Annotated in this window: 16 protein-coding genes; 7 read left to right on the forward strand and 9 right to left on the reverse strand. The window is 41.6% G+C overall.

Features of this window, described 5'->3' with window-relative positions:
- Positions 1-88 precede the first annotated feature (88 nt).
- On the reverse strand, positions 89-3,391 hold the full coding sequence (locus PDL71_RS11285; RefSeq protein WP_407521033.1) for a TonB-dependent receptor domain-containing protein: 3,303 nt from the start codon (positions 3,389-3,391) through the stop codon (positions 89-91).
- Positions 3,392-3,579: 188 nt separating this feature from the next.
- Between PDL71_RS11285 and PDL71_RS11290 the strand changes: the two genes are divergently transcribed.
- Positions 3,580-4,779 (forward strand): bifunctional 3,4-dihydroxy-2-butanone-4-phosphate synthase/GTP cyclohydrolase II, encoded by a 1,200-nt coding sequence (locus PDL71_RS11290; protein WP_407521035.1) that lies wholly within the window; start codon positions 3,580-3,582, stop codon positions 4,777-4,779.
- A 7-nt stretch (positions 4,780-4,786) separates the two neighbouring features.
- On the opposite strand, the gene PDL71_RS11295 is transcribed toward PDL71_RS11290, so the two are convergent.
- The 5 genes from PDL71_RS11295 to ggt form a co-directional block, all read right to left on the reverse strand.
- Positions 4,787-9,472 carry a translocation/assembly module TamB domain-containing protein gene (locus PDL71_RS11295; protein ID WP_407521037.1) on the reverse strand — a complete coding sequence of 1,562 codons (4,686 nt, stop codon included), beginning with the start codon at positions 9,470-9,472 and terminating at the stop codon, positions 4,787-4,789.
- A 133-nt stretch (positions 9,473-9,605) separates the two neighbouring features.
- Positions 9,606-10,247 carry a porin family protein gene (locus tag PDL71_RS11300; protein WP_407521039.1) on the reverse strand — a complete coding sequence of 214 codons (642 nt, stop codon included), beginning with the start codon at positions 10,245-10,247 and terminating at the stop codon, positions 9,606-9,608.
- Between the two features lie 13 nt (positions 10,248-10,260).
- Positions 10,261-11,292, reverse strand: a complete 1,032-nt coding sequence (locus PDL71_RS11305) for an aminotransferase class I/II-fold pyridoxal phosphate-dependent enzyme (RefSeq protein WP_407521041.1) — start codon at positions 11,290-11,292, stop codon at positions 10,261-10,263.
- Positions 11,292-11,813: a DUF1572 family protein gene (locus tag PDL71_RS11310; protein ID WP_407521043.1), complete on the reverse strand. Its 522-nt coding sequence runs from the start codon at positions 11,811-11,813 to the stop codon at positions 11,292-11,294. The genes PDL71_RS11305 and PDL71_RS11310 overlap by 1 nt, the downstream gene beginning before the upstream one ends.
- 43 nt (positions 11,814-11,856) lie before the next feature.
- A complete protein-coding gene (gene ggt / locus PDL71_RS11315; RefSeq protein ID WP_407521045.1) occupies positions 11,857-13,533 on the reverse strand; it encodes a gamma-glutamyltransferase in 1,677 nt (558 codons plus the stop codon).
- A 187-nt stretch (positions 13,534-13,720) separates the two neighbouring features.
- Between ggt and PDL71_RS11320 the strand changes: the two genes are divergently transcribed.
- The 6 genes from PDL71_RS11320 to PDL71_RS11345 all read left to right on the forward strand — a co-directional run bounded on the left by PDL71_RS11320 (position 13,721) and on the right by PDL71_RS11345 (position 21,574).
- On the forward strand, positions 13,721-16,222 hold the full coding sequence (locus tag PDL71_RS11320; RefSeq protein ID WP_407521047.1) for a M14 metallopeptidase family protein: 2,502 nt from the start codon (positions 13,721-13,723) through the stop codon (positions 16,220-16,222).
- Positions 16,223-16,338: 116 nt separating this feature from the next.
- Entirely contained in the window at positions 16,339-17,310 is a 972-nt protein-coding gene (locus PDL71_RS11325) for a PIG-L family deacetylase (protein ID WP_407521049.1), read from the forward strand.
- Entirely contained in the window at positions 17,297-18,862 is a 1,566-nt protein-coding gene (locus tag PDL71_RS11330) for a hypothetical protein (RefSeq protein ID WP_407521051.1), read from the forward strand. The genes PDL71_RS11325 and PDL71_RS11330 overlap by 14 nt, the downstream gene beginning before the upstream one ends.
- 96 nt (positions 18,863-18,958) lie before the next feature.
- Positions 18,959-19,135, forward strand: coding sequence for a hypothetical protein (locus tag PDL71_RS11335; RefSeq protein ID WP_407521053.1), 177 nt, complete (start codon positions 18,959-18,961; stop codon positions 19,133-19,135).
- Positions 19,136-19,238: 103 nt separating this feature from the next.
- Entirely contained in the window at positions 19,239-20,954 is a 1,716-nt protein-coding gene (locus PDL71_RS11340) for a sodium:solute symporter (RefSeq protein WP_407521055.1), read from the forward strand.
- 155 nt (positions 20,955-21,109) lie between these two features.
- Positions 21,110-21,574, forward strand: a complete 465-nt coding sequence (locus PDL71_RS11345; protein WP_407521056.1) for a hypothetical protein — start codon at positions 21,110-21,112, stop codon at positions 21,572-21,574.
- 54 nt (positions 21,575-21,628) lie between these two features.
- Here the strand turns inward: PDL71_RS11345 and PDL71_RS11350 are convergent, their stop codons facing one another.
- The 3 genes from PDL71_RS11350 to PDL71_RS11360 all read right to left on the reverse strand — a co-directional run bounded on the left by PDL71_RS11350 (position 21,629) and on the right by PDL71_RS11360 (position 24,337).
- Entirely contained in the window at positions 21,629-22,462 is an 834-nt protein-coding gene (locus tag PDL71_RS11350; protein WP_407521058.1) for a DUF2911 domain-containing protein, read from the reverse strand.
- Positions 22,463-22,529: 67 nt separating this feature from the next.
- The gene (locus PDL71_RS11355) at positions 22,530-23,717 is read right to left on the reverse strand and encodes a carboxypeptidase-like regulatory domain-containing protein (protein ID WP_407521060.1); all 1,188 of its coding nucleotides are present in this window, start codon (positions 23,715-23,717) and stop codon (positions 22,530-22,532) included.
- A 41-nt stretch (positions 23,718-23,758) separates the two neighbouring features.
- Positions 23,759-24,337 (reverse strand): RNA polymerase sigma factor, encoded by a 579-nt coding sequence (locus PDL71_RS11360; protein ID WP_407521062.1) that lies wholly within the window; start codon positions 24,335-24,337, stop codon positions 23,759-23,761.
- Positions 24,338-24,345 lie beyond the last annotated feature (8 nt).

Genomic DNA, 24,345 nt, shown 5'->3' on the forward strand with positions numbered 1-24,345 from the left:
AGAAACTGATAGTCTATAACCGATAGTTGTTCATAATAAAAAACTCCGCTTTTAAGCGGAGTTTTTATTTTGATAAGAACTTATGTTTTTAGAACAGGTAACGAACACCCACCTGCATACCCCAAACACTCGCAATACTGCGGTTGATCTGGAATGGTTTGGTAGGTAATTGACCTGATACAGTTTGCATACGATAACGGGGAGCACCGGTTGTAGGATCAACACTGTCAAAAATCAACGGTGTTAAATTACCGGTTTGACCGAGGTAGCTAAAGTATCTAACACCCCAATCCCTGTTAATCATATTGGCAAAATTGATGATATCTGCCTGTAAACGGAGCGTATGAGTAGTACCACCTTTTGTTTTAACATAAAAATCCTGTTGTAGCTGGAAGTTTACGTTATGGAGCCAGGGATACAACGCTTCGTTACGGGTTACATACTGACCTCTTCTTTTCTTAAGCGGGCTGTTATCAATAAACTTATTGAAGGCATCCCATTGTGCCTGTGCACTATAGGGAGTTGCACCGGTTATCGGAACAAAAATGATTTCAGACTGGTTACGTGGAACGTACATCAAATCAGCAGCATTACCATCGCCATTCATATCATTCTGATAAACAAAACTGAAGTTGTTTTGAGGACTTCCTTCGTAGAACAGTGAGAAACTGGTAGCAAAATGCTTGGCATACTTTACTGTATAACTAACATTGGCTATGAAGCGGTGAGGAATAGCATTAGAAGCCATACCAAGTTCCAATGTATTTTGAGTATTTGTTGTAGCGTTTGCATTCCATACAGATACTGCTGTGGTTCCCGGGTTAGAGGTTACATCCATCATAGCTGTATAAGTATAGGCAGCTGTTGCAGACCATCCTTTAGCAAATGCTTTTGTTACCTGTGCTGATAACTGTACACCACCACCTTTGTTTGTATTCTCAAGAACTACTGCTGAAGGCAATTCGTTGTAAATACGTCTTGTTGTACTGGCAGTAGAAGAGAAGCGTGGTCTTGTGTCTGCACCATTAAATCTTGCATCAGTAGCTTTCTGGTTGGCATTACGCATTACAATAGCGTTCAGGTCCTTGTTCACCAAACCTTCTAATGTAATTGACCATCCCTTACCTAAACGCTTATCAACTGCAATGTTGAAACGGGCAACCTGCGGAAACACAAAATCAGGATCAATCAACACAGGTTGAGCACCTGTAGGAAGAGGACCACCTGCTACAGATGGGAAGTTACCTCTATAAGCATTTGGATTCGGGTTAAAGAGATAGTTGTTTAAGCCGGAAGTAACTGTTACGTTACCTTGATACATCTGGCTGTTAGACGGCATATTGGTGAGGAATACAAACGGGAAGCGACCGGTAAATAAACCCGCACCACCACGGATGATCATGTTTTTGTCGCCATATACATCCCAACGGAAACCAACTCTCGGACTAAACAGAAATTTCTGAGAAGGCCACTGACCGGTACTGTAGTTAATAGGATTTCCTTCCTGATCAGAGAAAGTATACGCTTTGATAGTTGGGTTTTCAAGAGGTCTTTCAAGATAAATAGCCTTATCAACTCTTAAACCTACTGTTAATTTAAAGCGATCGTTCACAGCAATTTCATCCTGTGCATACAGGCCTAACTGACCTACACGAAGATTGGCAGAATAAACACCACCATTTGCATCTGTTTTACCGGGAACAAGAGAATAAGTGTAGCTGTACGCTGCCGGTGCTGCTCCGTTGATAAAGTCACTTATGTTGCGGAACATGTAATAACTTTGAGAACCAGGCATAAACATGTTACCAACAAACTGTTGCTCATACGTACCTCCAAATGTGAAGGTATGCTTACCGGCAAAAAGATTAAAGTTGTTAGTAATGTTAAAGATGTTATTGGTTACATCATTATTATTAGAAAAAGGTTCACGTCCGAAACTGATATAGTTGTTTCCGGCACCATCAAAGATGTCAACAAAAGGAAACAAAGTGCTGGGAGTTGTACGTGTAGTTTTATTTTGAGTATAAGTTGCAATTAACTTATTAGCCCATACACCGCCTTTAGAACTGTTGATTTCAATAGCACCATTGCGAACGATGTTTCTGAAAGCATACAATGAGTTCTCATAGCTCATTGCAAATGCGCTCCAACGGCCCTGGGGCAGGTTAGTTCTTGTGCCTGTACCACCGGGAACTGAATAGTTCGGGTTATTGGGAATTGAAGTAGCGTTTGTAATGATATCCTGGTCGCCTATCATTTCATTATAACGAACTGTTACACGGTGTACCTTATTAAGGTTCCAGTCAATACGTCCGAAAATTTTGTAGTTCTTGGTTTCAAAATTGCGGAAGTTATCATAACCACCTGTTTCATAACCGTAACGTGAACGGAGGAAGTCAGAAACGGTTTTCAAATCAGAAACAGTAACTCTTGAAATGTTATTTAAACCGGATCCTCCTGCAGGAGTCCAGTTAACACCCAGACGGCTTTCAACTTCATACTCACCACCGGCAAAAAAGAATAACTTGTTCTTGATGATCGGACCACCAAAAGTTCCGCCAAAAATTTTATTGGTTCTGGCAGTAGCGGCAGGCAATTTTGTAGAGGCTACTTTTTCTCCGTTGAAAGATTCATCACGGTAGAACGTGTAAGCGCTTCCACGAAAACGGTTAGTACCACTTTTTGTAACTACGTTGATACCGGCACCGGTAAAGTTACCCTGTGTAACATCATACGGAGCAACGTTTACAGAAATCTCCTCAATGATATCCAACGATACAGGCTGATTACCACCACCGGGAAGGGGGTCGTTACTCAAACCAAAGTTGTTATTAAGGTTGGCACCGTCAATCTGTGTGTTGTTTAAACGGGCATCACGACCGGCAAAGCTGGTTCCGTTTGCCTGGGGAGTTAATCTTGTAAAATCAGCAATTGAACGGTTGATAGAAGGGATGGTAGTAATCAAGCGGTTGTTGATATTGGTGGAAGCACCTGTTTTTTCAACAGTACCTCTTCTTTTACCACCTGTTACCACAACTTCTGTGATTTGTTTTACATCATCACCCATTTCTACTTTAAGGTCATAAGGTTCACCGAGTGACAAATTGAAACCTTCTACTTCGTAGGTTTTCTGGCCCACAAACACTACGGTAAGTTTGTAAGGACCTCCAATGCGGGCATTCGGGATGGTAAATACACCACCTTTCTTGGAAAGTGTTTGATAAACAGTTCCGGTAGGCGTGTGCGTTGCGGTAATGGTAGCACCTTCCAGTGCGTTACCGCCTTTGTCTTTAACTGTACCTGAAATGCTACTGGTAGTAACCTGGGCAACTGCGGCCATCGATACAAACATAGCAAGTACGGGCAGCAGTAATTTTCTGAGTTTTGGCATACAAATTATTATTTACGGGTGCAAAGAAACAACAATCTCCCCTTACAAAGTGCAGGAAATATTAACAATTCTTAAAGTTTCAAGACAGGGTTGCAGCAGCCTATGCTGCAATGGTTTAAAATAAAATGAATCAGCTTGTTACGGGCTGAGAAACATGGCTTTCAACTACCTTTGCGCAAAAAACAGAGATGCTGGATACTATTGAAAGTGCAATTGAAGATATAAGAAACGGAAAAATGCTGATTGTTGTGGATGATGAAGACCGTGAAAATGAAGGTGATTTTATCATTGCAGCCCGCTTTGCCACCCCGGAAGTGATCAATTTTATGAGCAAGTACGGCAGGGGACTCATCTGTACCGCATTGACTGATCAGCGCTGTAAAGAGCTGGAACTTAACGCAATGGTGAGCAGTAACACCTCTCTTCATGAAACCGCTTTTACTGTTTCCGTTGATTTAATTGGCAGGGGAACCACCACCGGCATATCGGCACAGGACCGTTCTAAAACCATCCAGGCCCTCATTGAACCGGAAACAAAACCGGAAGACCTGGCCAGACCCGGACATATTTTTCCGTTAAGAGCTATGAACGGAGGCGTACTCCGCCGGGCAGGCCACACAGAAGCTACTGTTGACCTTGCAAGGCTGGCCGGACTGGAACCGGCCGGTGTACTTGTGGAAATCATGAACGAAGATGGCACCATGGCCCGTTTGCCCCAACTGGAAGAAATAGCCAAACAGTTTAATCTCAAGATCATCTCCATCAAAGACCTGATTGAATACCGTTTGAAAACGGATTCACTGATTGAGGAAATGGTAAGAGTAGATATGCCCACCGCCTTTGGTCATTTTCAACTGGTGGCTTTTAAAGAAAAGGAAACTGCCCAAGAGCACCTGGCACTCATTAAAGGAAACTGGCAACAGGGAGAGCCTGTGTTGGTGAGGGTGCATTCTTCCTGTTTTACGGGTGATATACTTGGTTCCCTTCGTTGCGATTGTGGCGAACAATTGCACAGCGCTCTTCAAATGGTGGAAGAAGCAGGAAAGGGTGTTGTGCTGTATATGAACCAGGAGGGCAGGGGTATTGGCCTGTTTAACAAGCTTAAGGCTTACAAGCTGCAGGAGCAGGGACTGGATACTGTTGAAGCCAATGTACATCTTGGCTTACCTATGGATGCAAGAGACTATGGAGTTGGCGCCCAGATTCTGCGTTACCTCGGCATTACCAAGCTGAAATTAATGAGCAATAATCCTAAGAAGAGAGCAGGTTTGCTGGGTTATGGTTTAGAAATTACCGAAACAGTTCCCATTGCTGTTCAACCCAATGCTCATAATCTCCGCTACCTGGAAACAAAAAGAGATAAGATGGGGCATGATATTCTGAAGTAATCTGTCGCTACTTAAAAATATCTTCAAAGTCTTTTACATAGCTGAAGCTGAGACCGGAACGATTACTTCTGCGTTGCAAATCAAAAATGGTTCTGTAAAAACCAATCAAACGGAGTTTGCCATCAGGGCTCAACAACCACTCAATAGACAAGTCGGGTGTTAAGAGGTTATTACCGTAGAGTGAAGTTGCCTGGCCGGATGTAACCAGGTAAGAACCTCCAGCTTTCAACAATAATTTTCCGTTCAATAATCTGCGGGTAAAACCAAAACCTCCCGTACCCTGAAAGCCCAGTCCCTGCGCCTGTGCTCCAGTAATCATACCAGGTGTAAATGTTACGTAAGGATCGAGTTTAAGTTTATTAACACCGGGAATACTTTTCAAAACCGCATCAAGACCTACGGTTACCTGCTGGGCAATAAACTCAGAAAGTGTTCCTGCAGCACTGGTTAATATGGAAGAAGTGATAGAGTTACTTTGTACACCGGAAGCACTGGAGTTAAATGAACCCAGCAGCAATAATGAAAATACCTGGCGGTTTAATTCGTCCGGGTTATTATACAATTGATTTAAGCCATTAATAGTTACAGGATTGTTACGGCAGGGGTGCCCCTGTGGTAATTCAAAACGGAACGTAATGAGTGGATTATTTAAGGAACCTTTCAGCTTACTGATAACACTCAAATTATAACGTTCATTACTGCAGCCGGTAGTTAACTCAGGCAGCAAGGCAACATTTTCAACAAGATAAGCGGCATCAATATCAATTCTTGCATTGTAAGGATCTCCGGTCCACTGAATGGAACCGCTGTTAATAAGAAATGGCTTTTTAAACAGTGATTGCCAGTTAAAGTTATAGCGCCCTTTTGTTATCTGAAAGTTTCCGTTGATAGTTGTCTTTTCATTAGTACCCACACGTAAATTGATAGCTCCGGTTCCCTGGCCTTCAATAATATCATTGGTGAGTTCATCGAGTATGAGGTACACTTTCGCAAAGGGATTGGCAATTACATTCAGTTCTACATTCAAGGAGCTCAGATCTTTTATTTCCGTTTCAGCCTTCATCTCTTTACCATACTTTCTGAACACAATAAAATCAGCCGTACCGGTAACTCTTGAATCAGAAGTAGGAATGTAAAGTGAAGAACTATCTGTTGGCTCGCCATTCAGCTCCAGCTTCAGTTTGTTAGATGGGCCGCTGATGCTGCCGCTGGCATTGGCCACCACTTTACCATAAAACAAATCATTATCTCTCCGTGTGGTATTTAGTACCAGTAACCCTTTGGCCGGATCGTCTGTTACAAACGACATATCAAAAGACATATTCTTAAAGAACCGGTGATTGAGCGTTCCGCTGAAAGTGGCTTTTCTTCCGGCTGTATCGGAGAGATGAATATCACCAAAATCAATCTGTCCCTCTTTAAAGTTTAATAAAGTACCCTCGGCAATATTGTACCTGCACTTGGTATAATCCAGAATAAAGGAAGCTTTGGATAGTGTGACTGAACCGATGATCTCCGGCGACTCTCCTTTACCTTTTACACGCAATATTCCATTACCTGATCCCTTGAGGTCACTCATAATAACTGACAGGTAGTTATCTAACAGGCTCAATTGTGTATTATCAATTTTAATGATATTATCGGTGACTATGTTTTTAAGATCGGCAATATTGGTGTTACCGTTGATGAGAAATTCATGGCCTTCGTTCTTTGATTCAACGGTGTAATTGATGATACCATTATCCTGGTTGTAGTTAGAGGTAATCATTACTTTCCCGATGGAATCGTTGTTAAAACGGAACTGATCGGCTCTGAGATCAGCATCCACATGAATTTTACCCAGCGGGTTCATCAGATCAATTCTTCCGGTTACAGTTCCTTCCAGCCTCGGATCCGTTAAGAAATAAGGTAAAAGATCGCCAACTTCAAACTTCTTTAATTCAATCACAAGGTCATTATCAGTACCAATGCCCGATGGCTCCGTATAGGCCAGCAATTCTTCATTACCGCTGCTGAGTTTTATACCATTGGAATGAATTTTTCCTTTTCCCACAAACAGATCACTTTCATTTTCAATGACCCATTTCTTTTCATTGAGCAACAATGTTGATGGCTGAAAGGTGATGGTAATTCCATCCTGCGCCGCTTTAAAACGGGCACGCAGATCAGCATCTTTTAAAGTTTGTGTAGCGCTGGTTTTAATTACCACAGAGCCGGTATCATTAGCGGCAGAAATGTTGAAACTTGTATTGGGCAGCCGCAAGCTATCTGTTAATCTTATTTCACTGATAGTGCCAGTTAGACCAACATTGCCGAAGTTTCCGGAGCCTGTAATATTTACCCGGTCAAACAAAACATTTTTATAAGCAAATGCCGGAACATTTACATCCAGTTTGAATTGATTCTGAATGGTATTGATTGTTCCTTTGATTACTGACTGATCAAAACCTTTTACAGGTATATCAAGTATATCAATAAACTCACTGATGTTAAACGTGGTGATATCAAATTCAAAATCCTGGTTGGCCATTTTTACTCCCGGCCGTGGAATATAAGAGGGAAGATAGTTGTGTAAAAAAGCAAGCGCTGCATCCGGTAAATAACGCAGGTTGTAATTACCGGTTAGCCGGGCATCTATTTCATTGCTGCGTATAATGAGTTGTTTTATTGCAGGGGAAAGATTGGTATTACTCAGGTACAGAGAATCAAAAGACAAGCGTTTGCCATTACTCATCAGTTGAGCATTCTGTATAAAAGCTGTACCCGTAAAATCATCAATTGTTTTTACTTTGAAATTAAAGTCAATATCACCGCTGAAGCTGATGTCTTTATTTGTAAGACCCAATGCTTTAAAATCAGACTTGTAAACCATGCCATTTACTTTGTAAACAGGGGTGTCTTTACCAAAATCAATCAGGCCTGTGATATTGAGTGTGAGATTACTGTCATTAATGGCAAGAGCACCATCAAATTTTTTCCTTTCCACAATTCCTTTAGCAGTTATGTTATGATAGTTATAACCATAAACGTAAAATTGACTGATGTTACCATCAATTTCTGCAAAGAGTTTATTCAGATCAAAACTCCTGCCTTTTAAGGAGCCATCCATGGCGATACGGCCAATGGAACTTTCATTGAGGAAACGTCCTAATTCAAAACCGGTGGTTTTAAGTTTACCGGAGTAAATAGGCTGGGCGCCATCCGGTAACTTGAGATTAATATCTGTAACTAAAGTGCCGAGATTCGTTTGAATGGTGCCATACGTAACAAAGTCTTTTATGAAACCTGTAAATGAACCTTTGAAAAATAAATTACTGATTTGTGAAAGTGCCGGCTTCTTTATCTTTTTTAAGTCAGGATAAATGAGCACTGCATCTCCGTAAGTTGTTTTAAACTGATCCGCTTTTATATCTAAAAAAGTATTATTGATATCGGGCAATCCATCCATTACAAAATCACCTTCAAATAAAGTATTGCGTCCGGTTGTTATGGTAATCTTATTTCCTTTAAGATGATCTACGCTTCCGCTTGCTTTACCGGTGATATAGATTACATCATTCCAGTTTTTGAGTTCAGGAGCAAAAAAAGCAATATCGTTTGTATGCACTTTACTGTTTACAAAATCACCCTGCATTCTTACATGGGTGATAAACGATGCCATGTCATGATTGAAGTGATTGTACCTCATGGCAAAGGAATTTCCTAACCTGCTGAAGGGGGTTTCAATCAACATATCAGTAAACTCCATGCCTGTGGGATGGAAAAGAAGATGCGCCTGCATGTTGTTCACTGTAAAGCCACTGCGTTCTTTGGTTTTGAGTTGCAGATCTGCATGAAGTGAATCGCCCTGCAAGGCTACATTTTTGAACCCACCGTTAATACCATAAAAGCGAAGATGTGCTCCATCAAAATAAGTAAACGCTTCCCGTTCTGTTTGAACATCGTTCCTGAATTCTCCGTTTTTGATTTGAATATCAGTTGCAAGAAATTTCCATTTTTCGGGGTTCCACTGTTCTACAGTATCATTTGCCTGGTGCACATCCGGGCTTGGTTTCCTGGGAGGTCTCAACCCGGGATAATTTGAAATAGCAAAGAAGGGATCTTCCAGCAAAAGTTGTTTGATGCGTATTTCTTTGTTGCTGAGATCCATTTTTTCCAACTCCGCATTGAGATAACCGATATTACCCTGCTCAGTAACACCCCGCCATTCATCCTTGCGGATAAACTGAATTTGCTGCAGTGTTAATTTTTTGAGCGTTAGTTCCAGTCCTTTCTTTTTTGAGGAGCCGGAAGAAGGAGAGGAAAAGTAATCAATGAGAAACTGGTAATTCCACACACTGTCTTTCCGGTGCAGGTACACCTGTGTTTGCTCCAGGGATAAATAGCTGATTTCTGCTTTATCTTTTAAAAAAAACCAATCAGTAATGGCTACTCCCAACCTGCCTGCATATAGAAGTGTATCCTTTTGCCGGTCTTTTACCAGCACACCTTCCAGCAGCATTTTATTAAAGAGTGAAAAATCAACATGCTTTACCCGTACTTCCGTGTTTAACTCACGGCTCAGCTTACGTGCCGTTTGCTTTACCAGCCAGTTTTGAACAGGCGTGAATTGAATAAGTATCCATACTGTTATGAGCAATAACAGCAGGGTAAGCAGAATGCGGGATAGTATTTTAACAATGCGGCGCAGCAAAACAGAGATTGTAAAATTAACCAATCAGGTCTTTATGACAAATTCAATACCAAAGTGTTTTATTGCAGCAGGATTGTTAAAGAAGCTTTGGATGATTGCTATCACAGGAAGCTGAACTTTGTTCTGCAACCGTTTACTTGCCAAACCAATAACCAATACCAAGGCTGATGGTTCTGTATTTTAAACGGCCGCCCTGCTCCGTATTGATCATATTGCCCAACCCATGTGCATAGTCCAGCAGAATCCTCAAACCATTTGTTGTTTCATAACCCAGCCCTGCATGAAAATTAGCATCATAGCGGCCATAAGACTGGAAACCATATTTGAGATTACCTTTAACAGGCACATTGTTACCGTCCTGTTTTACCTGTGTTCCCTTCATACCAAAACCAACAGAAGGGCCTAACTGCAGAAAAAAAGTATTATTGCTGCCTTCAGCTTTATTAAACTCTACCTGGAGTAACGGCATTACCCTGATGTGTAGTTCTTTTACACTGCTGAGTTCGTTTTTTTGAAGAGAGTCTGTTTTGGTGCCCCTGTAACTCGCATCTATCTGCGGCACAAAGTAAACACCTTTATCAAAGGGAATTTTTAACATCACACCACCGTAACCACCATGAACGCCTGTAACAGGCAGTTGTTTATTGGTTTTAAAACTACTGAGGTTATAGTTGTAACCGAGTTTTAAACCCCATAGCACGTGACCCATCTCCTGGGCAGTGGTTTGGTAAGAAATAAAACAGCCAACTAAAGTGTAAAAGAATAATTTTTGCATGTAAGCAGTTAGTTTAAGTGGTTAATAAGATTTGTAAGAGGCGGTTGAAATCTTCATTTGTGTGAAGTGCATTTACAACTACCCGGTTTACTTTATCATTTTCCGGTTTTGGATATCCAAATGAAGAAATAAGTATTTGCCGTTCCAGCAGCTTCTCTGCTACTGATGGTTTATGTACTACGAATACGGGTGTTTCTTCATTAGTAACAAATGTATAGGCTGCAATTAACTTACGCAAGTAATTAATATTTGCATTTAGTTTTTTTCGTTGTTCAGCAAACACAGCGCTTCCGTTAACAAAAGCATGTGCCAGTGCCGGCATGGGTGGGGTAGAAGTAGTGAAGTTCACATGCTGTTTGGCTTTCTGTATCCAATAATCGCTACCGCAGATGGCACCTGCATTGAGATGAAAGGCTTTACTCAGCGAAAAGTTCAGCAATAACTCCACATGATCGGGCAGAGAAAGTCTTGAAATAATTCCTTCACCATTTATTCCCAGCCAGCCAATGCCGTGTGAATCATCGAGGATCAATACAATTTTAAACTCCTTTGGTAATGATTGCAGAAAATTGAAATCAGTAAATGCGCCGGGAGTAGGATTGATACTGTCTGCCATCAAACCAAAAGTCCATTCATTGTTTTGTTTGCGTTGCTGGAGAAAATCATCCCAGCTTTCTTCTATAAGGATGGCTTTATGATGATGCGAAGAAGCAGGATGGGCCGGATACTGGTAATACACATTCATTTCTTCGGCCACAACTTCTGTGGCGGTTCTTGCACTTAAGAAACCGGAAGAAAAAACGGCAGCCGATTCATTCGAAGTAAGCAGAACCAATCTTTCTTCAAACTGTGCATACAAATTCAAAGGTGTATTGGAGATGCGTGAGGAAGGATAAACAACCCCATATTGTTGAATTCCTTCGTTGATCAAACGGAGAAATTCTTCATGACAGCCTAATCCCAAATACGAGTAGCCTGAAAAAAACAAATATTCTTTTCCATCAATAATCGTCGTACGTCCCGGCTTTTGTTCTAATTGTATCATCAGGGTTTGTGGTTCATCTTTTCGTTAAACTGCTGCGACTGTCCTTTGGGAATGGAAAGATTCTTCCAGGTTTTACTTTTAATCATCCTTCCGAGGTACACAATTTGACCAATATGATAAGGATAATGTGCCATTTGCCTGTTCAATGCATCTGTAACTGTGTGCTGCTCTGAACGGATGGTGATGAACTTTTCAAGATCAACCTCAGTTAATGATTGTACTGCACCTAAATAACAATCCCAACCTTTTTGCCAGAGTTGCAATAGTTCTTCTTTGCTCATGTGCTGCTCTTCAAATTCAGCATCTCTTTGCCGCCATTCTTTTTCGCCATCTTCCGTTAAAAAGTTGGTGAAGCGGCTGAGCATATTCCCTGCAAGGTGCTGAATAATCATGGCAATACTGTTGCTCTCTTCATTGGGCTGGTAATGAAAATCCAACTTATCCAACTGTGCAAAGGTTTGTTCACCCAACGTTTTATAATACGTAATGCGTTTGATATAAGAACTTAGAAATGAACTCATGTGTAAAGAAATGATCAATTATAAATTTTCAAATTATCAATACTCAGTAACCTTCTGCATGATCATCGCCCCGTTTGTCTCCCACAGCTTCAATACGACCATTAACGATTTTAATTGCTTCAAAGCGACCAATGTTTCCACGCTCCACAATTTCATAACCCATTTCTTTCAGTTTCGTTCTTGTGGCTTGCGGAAAATCTTTTTCTATATAAATCACATCGGGCAACCATTGATGATGAAACCGTGGCCACCAAACTGCATCCTGCAAACTCAAATTAAAATCAACCACATTCAGCAAAACCTGGAATACTTGTGTGGTAATCGTTGTGCCACCGGGCGAACCCAATACCAAATAGGGTTTGCCATCTTTCAACACGATTGTTGGGCTCATGGAACTCAACATACGTTTGCCCGGTGCAATAGCATTGGCTTCGGTACCCAATGCACCGTACATGTTGGGAGTGCCGGGTTTAATGCTGAAATCATCCATTTCATCATTCAATAAAAAACCTGCACCACCCACAACGGTTCTGCTGCCGTAAGTATCATTAAGCGTTGTGGTTACTGCTACTGCATTACCATTTTTATCATACACACTCAAATGGGTGGTTTCTTCACTTTCAGGATTGATAGTACCATGTGTTACAGTTGAACTCCTGCCTGCTTTTTCAGGCACATAATCAGCCATGCGTTGTTGTAAATAATCAGGAGCAGTTAATTTCTTCACGGGGACTTTTACAAAATCAACATCACCTAAAAATTCGGCACGGTCAGCATAAGCACGGCGGATCACTTCCACCATCAACTGTACAGCTTGTGGTGAATGAAAACCCATGGCCCCAATATTATAATCTTTCAGCATGCCCGTCATTTGCTGAATCAACAAACCACCGCTGCTGATGAGTGGCATTCCCACAATGGTATAACCACGATAGTTAGAAAGCATGGCTGTACGCACTGCTGTTTGATAATTTTTTAAATCAGCCAGAGTAAGCATTCCTTTACCACGCTTGATTTCTTCTACAATCAATCGGGCTGTTTCACCTTCGTAAAAACCTTTTTGGCCAAAATCACGAATGCGGATAAGTGTTTTGGCTAAATCTTTTTGAATAAGCGTATCGCCTGCTTTCCATCCACCATACTTTATAAATGCAGATGGCTTGGTGCTGTATTGCACAAAACTTCCCATGGCGTTGTTTAAACCTCTTGCCTCAGCTTCAGTAATTACAAAACCTTTTTCTGCTAAATCAATGGCAGGTTGTATCAATACTTTAAATGGAAGTTTGGCATATTGATGCGTAGTAAACAATCCGGCTACTGTGCCGGGCACACCTGCTGAAAGATGACCCTTTTGACTGAGATTGGTTTGGGCATTACCATTTGCATCCAAATACATATCTCTATGTGCAGAAGAAGGTGCTTTCTCTCTGTAATCCAATGCCACCGTTTTGCCATCGCTCATCACACCCAATAAAAAACCACCGCCACCAATATTGCCGGCACCCGGATATACAACAGCCAATGCCAACTGCGTAGCAATTGCTGCATCAAAAGCATTACCGCCTTTCTTCATGATTTCAACACCCACTTTACTGGCCAATGGGTGAGCGCTTACTACGGCACCATTGGTACATTCCACTCTTTTTTGAATACTGTACTGATACGGATTGATCTGGGCCTGCAGTGATAAAGGAACAAGTAATAACAGTAACCACTTCATACATGAAATTTTGCCGAAATTAAATTTTTAAAATGAAATCCCCTTATCTTCGGAGCGCAATCAAAACCAACTGTATAGCGGCTCTGTAATCAGGGCCGTTTTTTATTTATGTAATATGACCTGCCGCTGATCAAAATTTCTTTACATCCGCCTGCGAATACTTATTTTCGGCATCTCAAATTACAGTATGAAGAAACTATTTGCCATCACCTTTTTGATGATCAGCAGTATCATCGCTGCTGCACAAGTTCAAAGTCCTGAACAGTTTTTAGGTTACAAATTAGGCAGTAAGTACACGCCGCATTGGAAAGTGCTTACTTATTTTCAGCATGTAGCGTCGGCATTGCCTAAGAATGTAAAACTGCAACCATACGGTCAAACCAATGAAGGCCGTGTGTTAATGGTGGCGTTTATTGCTACCGAAGAAAACCTGGCCAACCTGGAAAATATCCGGTTGAACAATCTTCGTTTGGCCAATCTTTCCAGGGACAGGATGGCGCCGCAGGAAAATGCCCCCACCATCACCTGGCTCAGCTACAATGTACATGGCAATGAAACCAACAGTACGGAAGCAGCTATGCTCACCTTGTATAAATTGGTGGATCCTTCCAATACTCAATCCAAAGATTGGTTAAAGAATTCAGTGGTAGTGATTGACCCCTGTATCAATCCTGATGGCCGTGACCGTTACGTAAACTGGTATAATTCTGTGGTGGGTAAAAAGCCCAATGCAAGAATGGACACACGTGAGCACCGTGAACCCTGGCCCGGCGGCAGAACCAATCATTACAATTTTGATTTAAACCGTGACTGGGCCTGGCAAACACAGGTGGAAAGTCAGCAACGTATGAAATTGTACAATGAGTGGATGCCGCATATCCATGTTGATTTTCATGAACAGGGTATTAATGAACCCTACTATTTTGCCCCGGCTGCTGAACCCTATCATGAAGTGATCACACCGTGGCAGCGTGATTTCCAAAACATCATTGGCCGTAACAATGCCAAATATTTTGATGCCAATGGCTGGCTCTATTTCACCAAACTCCGTTTTGATCTGTTTTATCCATCGTATGGAGATACTTATCCCACTTACAACGGTGCCATCGGTATGACCTTTGAACAAGGTGGCGGGGGAGGAAGCGGTGCTGCTGCTATTACCGAAGAAGGTGATACCCTCACTTTGTATGATCGTTTAATTCATCATACAACAACAGGTCTTAGTACTGTTGAAATGGGAAGTGTGCACAACAAAAAACTCATTACAGAATTCCGTAGCTTTTTTAATAAAGGCGTTAGTACCGGTTTTGGTGAATACAAAACTTATGTGATCAAAAACAATCCGAAAGATGCTCAACGCATCAATGCCTTGATTGCTGTATTGGAGAAGAATGGTATCCAGTACGGAACAGCATCCGGTGCATCTAAAGGTTATAATTATCATACAGGCAAAGAAGAAGCCTTCACTGTTGGCAATGGTGATTTAGTGATCAGTGCGGTGCAGCCACGTTCTGCTATGACACAGGCTTTGCTGGAACCGAAATCAAAACTCAGCGACAGTGCTACTTATGATATCACTGCCTGGAGTTTGCCTTATGCCTACGGACTATCTGCTTATGCTACAAAAGATAAACTGGCGGTAACTGCTTACAATAAACCTGCAGCTAATCAAAATAGCCCTGCTGATGTATATGCTTATGTGATTAAGTGGGAGGGATTACAAAGTGCCAAAGCTGCCGGCGAATTATTGCAGCAGGGGGTTGTGTTGCGATACAGTGAATTGCCATTTGATGTAGACGGTCAAAAGTTTGACCGTGGAAGTATTATTGTGATGAAAACAAGTAATAGTGCTGTAAGCAATTTATGGAAACGTGTTACGGATGCCTGCAATAAAGCTGATGTAAAAGCTCATCCTGTTAGCACCGGTTTTGTAAACAGCGGTGGAGATTTTGGAAGTGATGTGGTTCATCCGTTCAAACACAAGCGTATTGTGTTATTGACCGGCGAAGGAGTAAATGGAAATGCAGCAGGTGCTATCTGGCATTTCTTTGATCAGCAATTGGAATACCCGGTGAATCTTGTGAATGTGAATGATATCGGCCGTATCAAATGGAATGAAACAGATGTGATTATTATGCCCGATGGTAATTATCGTTTCCTCAATGATAAAACACAGACCGATCTTTTGAAAGAATGGATCAACAAAGGGGGTAAAGTAGTTGCACTGGAAAATGCAGTGGGTGCTTTTGCAAGATTGGAATGGGGATTGAAATCAAAGAAAGCAGAGGAAGATAAAAGCAAAGACTTGTATGATCCGCTCAAATCTTTTGAAAACCGTGAGCGTGATTTTATTTCATCATTTACTCCCGGCAGTATTTACAGAGTAGAATTAGATAATTCACATCCCCTTGCATTTGGTTATCCCAAATATTATTACACCCTCAAACAGGACGATACTATTTATGAGTTCTTCCAGCCCGGCAGCGGATGGAATGTTGGGGTGGTGAAGAAAGAAGCACAACTGGCAGGATTTGTCGGTACCAAATTGAAAGAGCGTTTGAAAGATGGGTTACTTTTCGGTGCACAGGACATGGGCAATGGTGGTATTGTTTACATCACTGATGATATCATGTTCCGCAGCTTTTGGGAAAACGGAAAGCTGATGTTGTGTAATGCGGTGTTCTTCTAAGACTCACCTGAACAAAACGTTAAACTCTCAATCCCCCGTTTGTACGGGGGATTTTTTATGTAAATGGCTCAAACGCTTCTGTTCATTCCTTTATCTTCGCCTTTACTGATATGAACATGAAGAAATTTTGTTTATTGCCTGCCATCCTGCTTGCTGCATTTGCAGGCATTTCCCAAACCCCGGCCTCACTGAGCAGTTCAGAAATTTTATTGGGACTGAAGAAATTAAAAGTCACCGGTAGTGTGCTGTATGTAGCGGCACATCCTGATGATGAGAATACACGTTTGCTGGCTTACATGAGTAAGGAACGCTTGTACCGCACCGGTTATTTAAGCATGACCCGTGGTGATGGCGGACAAAATTTGATTGGTGATGAACAGGGAATTGAACTTGGCCTCATCCGTACACAGGAGTTATTAGCAGCCAGGCGTATTGACGGAGCCGAGCAGTTTTTTACAAGGGCTTATGATTTTGGTTTTTCCAAAAGTACCGATGAGGCACTGAAAATTTGGGACAAAGAAAAAATATTGAGCGATGTGGTGTGGGTGATCCGTAAGTTTCAACCGGATGTCATCATCACCCGTTTCCCGCCGGATAACAGGGCAGGGCATGGGCATCATTCTGCATCTGCGGTGCTTGCACAGGAAGCGTACATTGCAGCAGCCGACCTCAATCGTTTTCCTGAGCAATTTGCTTACGGTGTAAAACCGTGGAAGGCCAAACGCATTCTATGGAATACATTCAACTTTGGCGGTGGTGCTAATACCACATCCGAAAATCAAATGAGATTAGATGTGGGCGTTTTTAATCCATTGCTTGGAAAAGGTTATGGTGAACTTGCCAGTGAAAGCCGTAGTCAGCATAAAAGCCAGGGTTTTGGTGTACCCAGACAAAGAGGTCAATCCTTTGAATATTTTACACATGTGAATGGAGAAACTGCCACTGCCGATGTAATGGAAGGTGTAGAAACAAGCTGGATAAAATTTCCGGGTGGTGAAACAATTGATTTGATGATTGATCAATTGGTAAAAAAAATATTCTATCACTCATCCTTCAGCATCAGTAAAAGGCTTGGTGGAATTATATAAAGCCATTGAAAAAGTAAAAGATGGTGATTGGAAAATTAAAAAGCTGGAAGAAGTAAAAATGCTGATAGAAGCCTGTGCAGGTTTGTTCATGGAAGCCGTTGCTACAGAACAATATGCGGTACAGGGAGATTCATTGCATGTAAACCTGTTTGCAGTCAACAGGAATACAGCCACTGTACAGTTAATCAGCGCAACACTCAACAACGAACAGGATGCAGTTGTAAAAAATACAAAACTGTCAAAAGATATGTTGTATCGTGACAGAATCAATTTTGTAGTACCCAACAATAAACCGCTTTCACAACCTTATTGGTTAAGTAATACCAACCCGAAAGGAGCTTTTGAAGTGGCCGATCAAAGATTGATTGGTAAAGCGGAGAACGAAGCTTCTTACATGGCAACGTTTATTTTAAACATTGAAGGCGAAGTGTTTCAATTTGAAAAACCGGTGATGTACAAGTTTACTGACCCTGTAAAAGGTGAAATTTATTGGCCGTTGAGTGTTGTGCCTAAAATCTCATTGGAGATAGAGCCGAAAGTTTTTGTATCGAATGGTACAGGATCCAAAACAGCTTCTGTGCATCTCCGTTCCTTTACAACATTTAATACAGATGGTAAATCAGTACAGGGTCAGGGCAGCAATGGAGCCGTAAAAGCAATAGTACCTAAAGGTGAATCGGGTGCAGTAATGACGGTGAATTCCGAAAAAACGGTTCCGTTGGTCATCAACAAAGAGAATCTTTCAAAAGATGTACAGTTTTGGGTAGAAGATAACAAGATTAAGAATGATGAGAGCTATCATGAGATCAGTTATGATCATATCCCACGTATCAATTATTTTGATAAGCCGGTTATTCGCTCGTTTGTAACAGATATGAAGATCACCGGTAAGAAAGTAGGATACATTAAAGGGGCTGGTGATAAGGTGGCAGAAGCGATTCAGCAAATGGGATATGCAGTAGAGTTCCTGGAGGAAAAAGACCTGATAACCTCCAACCTCAAACAATATGATGCCATCGTTACCGGTATCCGTGCATACAATGTACATGCCTGGCTCAGTAATTCGTACGATGCGTTGATGCAATATGTAAAAGGAGGTGGCGTATTGATTGTTCAATACAATACCAGCAATCAAATCGGCCCTGTACGTTCTAAAATTTCTCCTTATCCCTTTACTATTTCCAGGAACCGTGTAACAGAAGAAGATACCAAAGTAACATTCCTCCAACGCAATCATCCTGTATTGAATTATCCTAACAAGATTACTGAAAAAGATTTTGAAGGATGGGTGCAGGAGCGAAGTGTTTATGAAGCAGATAATTTAGACAGCAACTATGTTTCCATCCTCGGCATGAATGATGCCGGCGAACCACAACGCAAAGGAAGTTTGATTGTGGCTGATTATGGTAAGGGACGTTTCGTATATTCGGCTGTGGCATTTTTCCGTCAGTTACCTGCCGGTGTACCGGGAGCTTACAGGTTGTTTGCAAACCTGCTTGCCAAACCATCCGCAACAATGATTTATGACAAAGTAGATAAAGAACCCAGATAAAACCTCACCCTCATTCCCTCTCCTAAAGGCGAGGGAGGCCGAGCTGGAAAGTTTTAATTAAACAAAGGAATTAAGCATTTCAACTGTTACGCAGTCATGAGCAACCAAAATAGAAAACAAACAAGCATCGAAAAAACATTACTCATCGGTTTGGGTTTAGGGCTGCTGATTGGCTTTTTAAGTAAACGGATTGCCTATGGTTTGTTGCTGGGAATCGGTTTAACCTTTCTCATCAGTTATGTAATGAAACCAAAGGCAGACGATCAGCAATGAGTCATCAAAAGGAACATAGCAACTGGAATAACTGGTACATTGCTGTAGCAGTGGTACTGGTACTGCTCATTATATTCTTTTATTTCTTCACCCAACATTTTGCATGAATTTTCAAACTGCAGACTGGATTGTATTATGTGTTACACTGTTGGGTGTAATTGCTTACGGTATTTATAAAAGTAAAGCCTCCCGTAATCTTGAAGGCTATTTCCTGAGCAACCGGCAAATGCCATGGTATCTTGTTTTGTTAGGCATTATGGGTACACAAGCCAGTGCCATAACGTTCTTAACTGCTCCGGGACAGGCCTATACAGATGGGATGCGTTTTGTGCAATATTATTTTGGTTTGCCACTGGCAATGATCGTTATCTGCATCAGCTTTGTTCCCATATTTCAAAAATTGAAAGTTTATACAGCTTATGAATACCTGGAAAACAGGTTTGATCTCAAAACAAGAACACTTACTTCGTTTCTGTTTCTGCTTTCAAGGGGATTGAGTACCGGCATCAGCATATTTGCACCATCGCTCATTTTGCACAGTATGATGGGCTGGGATATTTACATCACCAATATTGTAATGGGCGGGCTGTTGATCATCTATACAGTAACCGGCGGTGCAAGAGCCGTAGCCTATACACAACAGTTACAGTTTGTAATTATTTATGGAGCCATGTTCCTGGCGGCGTGGTATGCCTTAAAGTCATTGCCGGAGGGTGTTGGTTTAACAGATGCGTTACATATTGCCGGCAAAAGCGGAAAGCTGAATGTAATTACCACAGGTGTTACTGAAAAAGGATTTGACTGGAACGACCGTTACAATATCTGGAGTGGTGTAATAGGAGGATTCTTCCTGGCATTAAGTTATTTCGGAACAGATCAAAGCCAGGTGGGTCGTTACATCACCGCCAAAGACACAAGGGAAAGCAGGCTTGGATTATTATTGAACGGATTGGTGAAAGTGCCTTTGCAGTTTGGTATTCTGTTGATCGGTTGTTTGGTGTTTGCATTTTATTGTTTCTTCCAGGCTCCTGTATTTTTTAATAAAGCACAGGAACAGTCGGTGCTCAAAAGCAATTATGCCGGCGCTTATTCTGCGGCTGAAAGTGAATACACATTACTGCAGAAAAACAAATTAAAAACGGTGCAGGAACTGGCTGTAGCGGTAAAAGAAAAGAACGAAGTCATCATTAATGAAAAACGTGCTTCCCTGCAGCAATTAGAACAGGAAAGCATCAGCATTCGCAAAAAAGTAAAAGATATTGTAAGCAAGGCAAACCCCGGCAGTGATGTTAATGATACCAATTACATCTTTCTCTACTTTGTGGGGCAAGTACTGCCAACCGGTCTGGTGGGTTTGATTATTGCCATTATCTTCCTGGCAGCATGGGGCAGTATTGCAGCAGCGCTCAACTCACTGGCTTCCTGCACCATGGTGGATTTTCATAAAAAGTTCTCGAAAAAAGAATTGACAGCAGAACAGGATTACAAATGGAGCAAATTCTATACGTTACTTTGGGGTGTGTTCTGTATTGTGATTGCTTTTTTTGCGTACAACCTGGGCAATAGTTTGATTGAAGCGGTTAACGTATTGGGTAGTTGGTTTTACGGCACTATTCTCGGTATATTCCTGGTTGCTTTTTACCTGAAGCATGTAAAAGGCAATGCTGTTTTCTGGTCAGCCATCATTGCGGAAGTGATTGTGATAACGGTATACCGTATGAACATCATGTCTTTTTTATGGCTGAATCTTATCGGCGCTGCAGCGGTTATCCTTTTTTCGTTGTTATTACAGCAACTGCTGCAAAAGAAATTGGCATAACAGTTGCCCGTTCTGATTGCATTAACATTTTACCTGAACTCAAAATGATGAAAGCTGTTACCTTCGCAGCAGGAAACACCTGCAAAACAGAGAACTGATGCTATTAACAGCAAAATCATTTTGCAGCAGCGGTATAACACTTAACAATTAAGTACATGAAGAATAAAGTTTTAACCCTTGGTTTATTATCTGCACTTGTTTTAATGTGGGGATGCGGAAAAAACTGCAGAGATGCATCCTGTCCTACAGTGGTGCCGGCATTTTTTGCGTTCCGTTTAACCAACAGTGCCGATAAAGATCTTTTAGCAGGCCCGGCAAAAATATATGATACGGCGCAGTTAAGAATCAGGGCCAAACGTAGCAGTACCGGGAATCTGGAACTCATTAACCGTGTGTTTACACAATCCGGCGATACACTGGTACTTACAGGTTTTAACGTGAGCCAGGATTTTTCAGTTTATTACCTGCAGTTAAATGGTGTAACCACTGATTCACTTTTCTTTCAGTATAATAAAAATGTTACAGCCTGTTGCGATCTGAGCAATTTTACATTCAACAGGTTTAATACTACTTCAATAACACCTGCTAAACTTCCGGCAAGTTTTGTTATTAAGAAATAAATGAAAAGACCCGCTTCAATTGAAGCGGGTCTTTTAAAATACAATCATTCAATCTTATTTCAGATCCTTCTGCAGCTTTTCATTCAGTGCTACGTAGTCATCATTCTTTGCTTCACGGGCCAGTTCCATTGATTTTTGAGAAACAGCCATTGCATCTGCTTTCTTACCCAGCTTTGCAAGTGTTCTTGCTTTTTGATAATATACCCAGAACGCTTTAGGGTTCTGCTCAATCGCTTTGTCAAACCATGCTACTGCCTGGTTCAGATCTTTTCCGTTTTCAAGATAATAAACAGCAGCATTGAAATAAGGACGGCTGTCGTTTTTCATAACACCCTCAATCTGCTTCATCACCTTGCTGTCCACATCTGTAGTAATGGGAAGCGCCACCATTGTTTTATCCCAGCCAATCATCAGTTCACAACTATTGTCTTTAATATTTTCAAAAGACATTCCGAAAGTTTCAAAACTCCAGGGTAAATCCATGGGTTTTACTTTAACACGAACTACATCCATCTCCTGTTTGTAAGCAGCCGGGCTGGTTACATCAGTTTGCTTTGTAATGATAATTGTCCATTCTGCCTGACCGGGGATAGATAATAAACCATACTTGCCGGGTTTGATGGCTACGCCACCAATTGTTACTTCATCACTGAATGTTAATGTAGTGGCCTGGTTAGCACCGGTACGCCATACTTTATCAAAAGGTACCAGGTCGCCAAAAATTTTACGGCCTTTCATATTAGGACGGCTGTAGGAAAGTTCAATTGTTCCCAATCCAAAATCCTGTTTTACGAGGGTTGTAGTGGAGGGTTGTGGTGTTCTGAGCTGTTGTGCATCGGTAAAGAGTGCAGCGCTTAAAAAGCAGGCTGCCAAAACAATTTTCTTCATATGACTTATAGTTTAGGGGGCAAAGGTAGGGAAGGCGGGTAAGTGACAAAGAAAGATTTACAAACGGCTAAAACCGGATGGTGAACCTGCTGGTTTCTTTCTTTCCTGATCTTGATTTCCAACGGGGCCCTTCCTTTAGTAAACGGATGGCTTCTTCGTTACAGGATTTACAGTTAGATTCCAGCACTTTGATATTGGTGATGGTTCCGTCAGGATTTACGTCAAAACTGAGTTGTACTTCTTTTGTTGATTGTTGCTTCCGGTTAGTAAATCCTGCACCGGTACCTGTATTCCGCTGATTATTGTAAACGTAGGTATTGTAATTACTCCAACCATCAAGTGGTTCAGCCATCACTTCATCAGTGGTATCCCTGTTTTCATTTTCAAGACGTTTTTTGGAACGTTCATAAAGCGTTTCCTTGGTTGGTGCATTAGCCACAACAGCTTCATCTTTTAATACAATCTTTTGATTGCTGTTACCTTTCAGCATTGCCGTAGCGCCAAGATAACCTAAGGATCTTGTCTGCACATTCAAAACAGTATCTGAAGAGAGCAATACGAAATTTCCATTCACATCAGCATAGGTACCTACGCCACTGTTTTTTTCTGTGATATTGGCAAAGGGCAGTGGGTTGTTGTTTTCATCTACAACCCTTCCCGTAAACTTATTAAGTTTAAGCATTTCATTTGATTGCCGCTGCGCCATCCCTTCCTGCTTAACCGGTTCCTTGATCATTGTTTGATCCCTGGCTTCTGTTGCTACAGGAGGAGGTGCAGCTACTGCAGCCTGGTCTTTTGAACTGTTTGCTGCAGGTTCCTGCATCAGTACCGGCTTTGAGTTTTTTGCAGCGGGTGGAATGATTACAGGTCTTGGAGGTGTTGCATTAATTACAGGAGCTTCGTTAACGGCAATTGTTTGTGAATCCACTTTTGTTTCAGTGGTGGCAGCAGAAGGTTGTTGATCAGGTTCTTTAACAACGGTCAAAGTATTATTTTCAGATACCGGTGCTACATAGAAAATGCGATACAGTACAACAGCGGCACTCAGTAACACTACCAGCACAGCGGCAATCTGCAACCATTGTCTGAAACTGCCTTTCACCACTTTTGCCGGAGCTGATTTTAATTCCTGCGCAAGTGTGGTTAATTGCTGATGCGCCGCTGTTCCGGAATCACGGTAACCATCCACCGCATCGCTGAGCATAGGATCATCCATCATGGCTTTTTCAAAAGCATGCATTTCGGCAGGAGTCATCCCGCCGTTGAGGTAACGTTCAATATCGTGGTACTGATAGTTTATGCGTTCTTCAATTTAGAATCCATACAAAGTTTCAAATTTCTTCTTGCATTTTGAATATAGCTCCGCACTTTGTTCCAGTCATAACCGGTTTCCTCGCAAATTTCATTGTAACATTTACCTTGCAGGTAAAAGAGTTCTACACATCGTTTCTGCTCCTTAATCAACTGCTGCATACAATCTTCCATGGTACTGAGCTGCTCTTCTTTTTGCAACACATCCTCCTGATGCCATAAATCACTGTTTTGCATAACCGGCTCTGTAATTTCTACCGGAATTTTTCCTTTTTGCCGGCGTAACTGCATGAGGCAATGGTTACGGGCCAATGTGTACAGCCAGCTTTTGAAATGTTCTACTTCATGTTTACGGAGTTTTTCCACCAGTTCTTCATAAATACGCATCACAGCGTCTTTACTTTCTTCCGCATCCTTCAGGTACTTGAGACATACCCCATAAATCAATTCCATGTATCGCTGGTAAAGAGTGCCCAGCACCTGCACATCGCCATCCCGGTGGTAAAGGGCCACCAGTTCTGCATCACTCATTGCCTGTTTCTCTTTTTCACGAATAAAATTCAAGTAAAAAA

Origin of the sequence: Lacibacter sp. MH-610, from assembly GCF_045780045.1 — a bacterium.
Taxonomy (GTDB): Bacteria; Bacteroidota; Bacteroidia; order Chitinophagales; family Chitinophagaceae; genus Lacibacter.

Coding starts and splice junctions, on each gene's coding strand:
- PDL71_RS11285 (WP_407521033.1), bottom strand. CDS start 3,391: ATGCCAAAACTCAGAAAATTACTGCTGCCCGTACTTGCTATGTTTGTA.
- PDL71_RS11355 (WP_407521060.1), bottom strand. CDS start 23,717: ATGACTCCTGCCGAAATGCATGCTTTTGAAAAAGCCATGATGGATGAT.
- PDL71_RS11350 (WP_407521058.1), bottom strand. CDS start 22,462: ATGAAGAAAATTGTTTTGGCAGCCTGCTTTTTAAGCGCTGCACTCTTT.
- PDL71_RS11345 (WP_407521056.1), top strand. CDS start 21,110: ATGAAGAATAAAGTTTTAACCCTTGGTTTATTATCTGCACTTGTTTTA.
- PDL71_RS11325 (WP_407521049.1), top strand. CDS start 16,339: ATGAAGAAATTTTGTTTATTGCCTGCCATCCTGCTTGCTGCATTTGCA.
- PDL71_RS11300 (WP_407521039.1), bottom strand. CDS start 10,247: ATGCAAAAATTATTCTTTTACACTTTAGTTGGCTGTTTTATTTCTTAC.
- PDL71_RS11305 (WP_407521041.1), bottom strand. CDS start 11,292: ATGATACAATTAGAACAAAAGCCGGGACGTACGACGATTATTGATGGA.
- PDL71_RS11335 (WP_407521053.1), top strand. CDS start 18,959: ATGAGCAACCAAAATAGAAAACAAACAAGCATCGAAAAAACATTACTC.
- PDL71_RS11290 (WP_407521035.1), top strand. CDS start 3,580: ATGCTGGATACTATTGAAAGTGCAATTGAAGATATAAGAAACGGAAAA.
- PDL71_RS11310 (WP_407521043.1), bottom strand. CDS start 11,813: ATGAGTTCATTTCTAAGTTCTTATATCAAACGCATTACGTATTATAAA.
- PDL71_RS11320 (WP_407521047.1), top strand. CDS start 13,721: ATGAAGAAACTATTTGCCATCACCTTTTTGATGATCAGCAGTATCATC.
- ggt (WP_407521045.1), bottom strand. CDS start 13,533: ATGAAGTGGTTACTGTTATTACTTGTTCCTTTATCACTGCAGGCCCAG.
- PDL71_RS11340 (WP_407521055.1), top strand. CDS start 19,239: ATGAATTTTCAAACTGCAGACTGGATTGTATTATGTGTTACACTGTTG.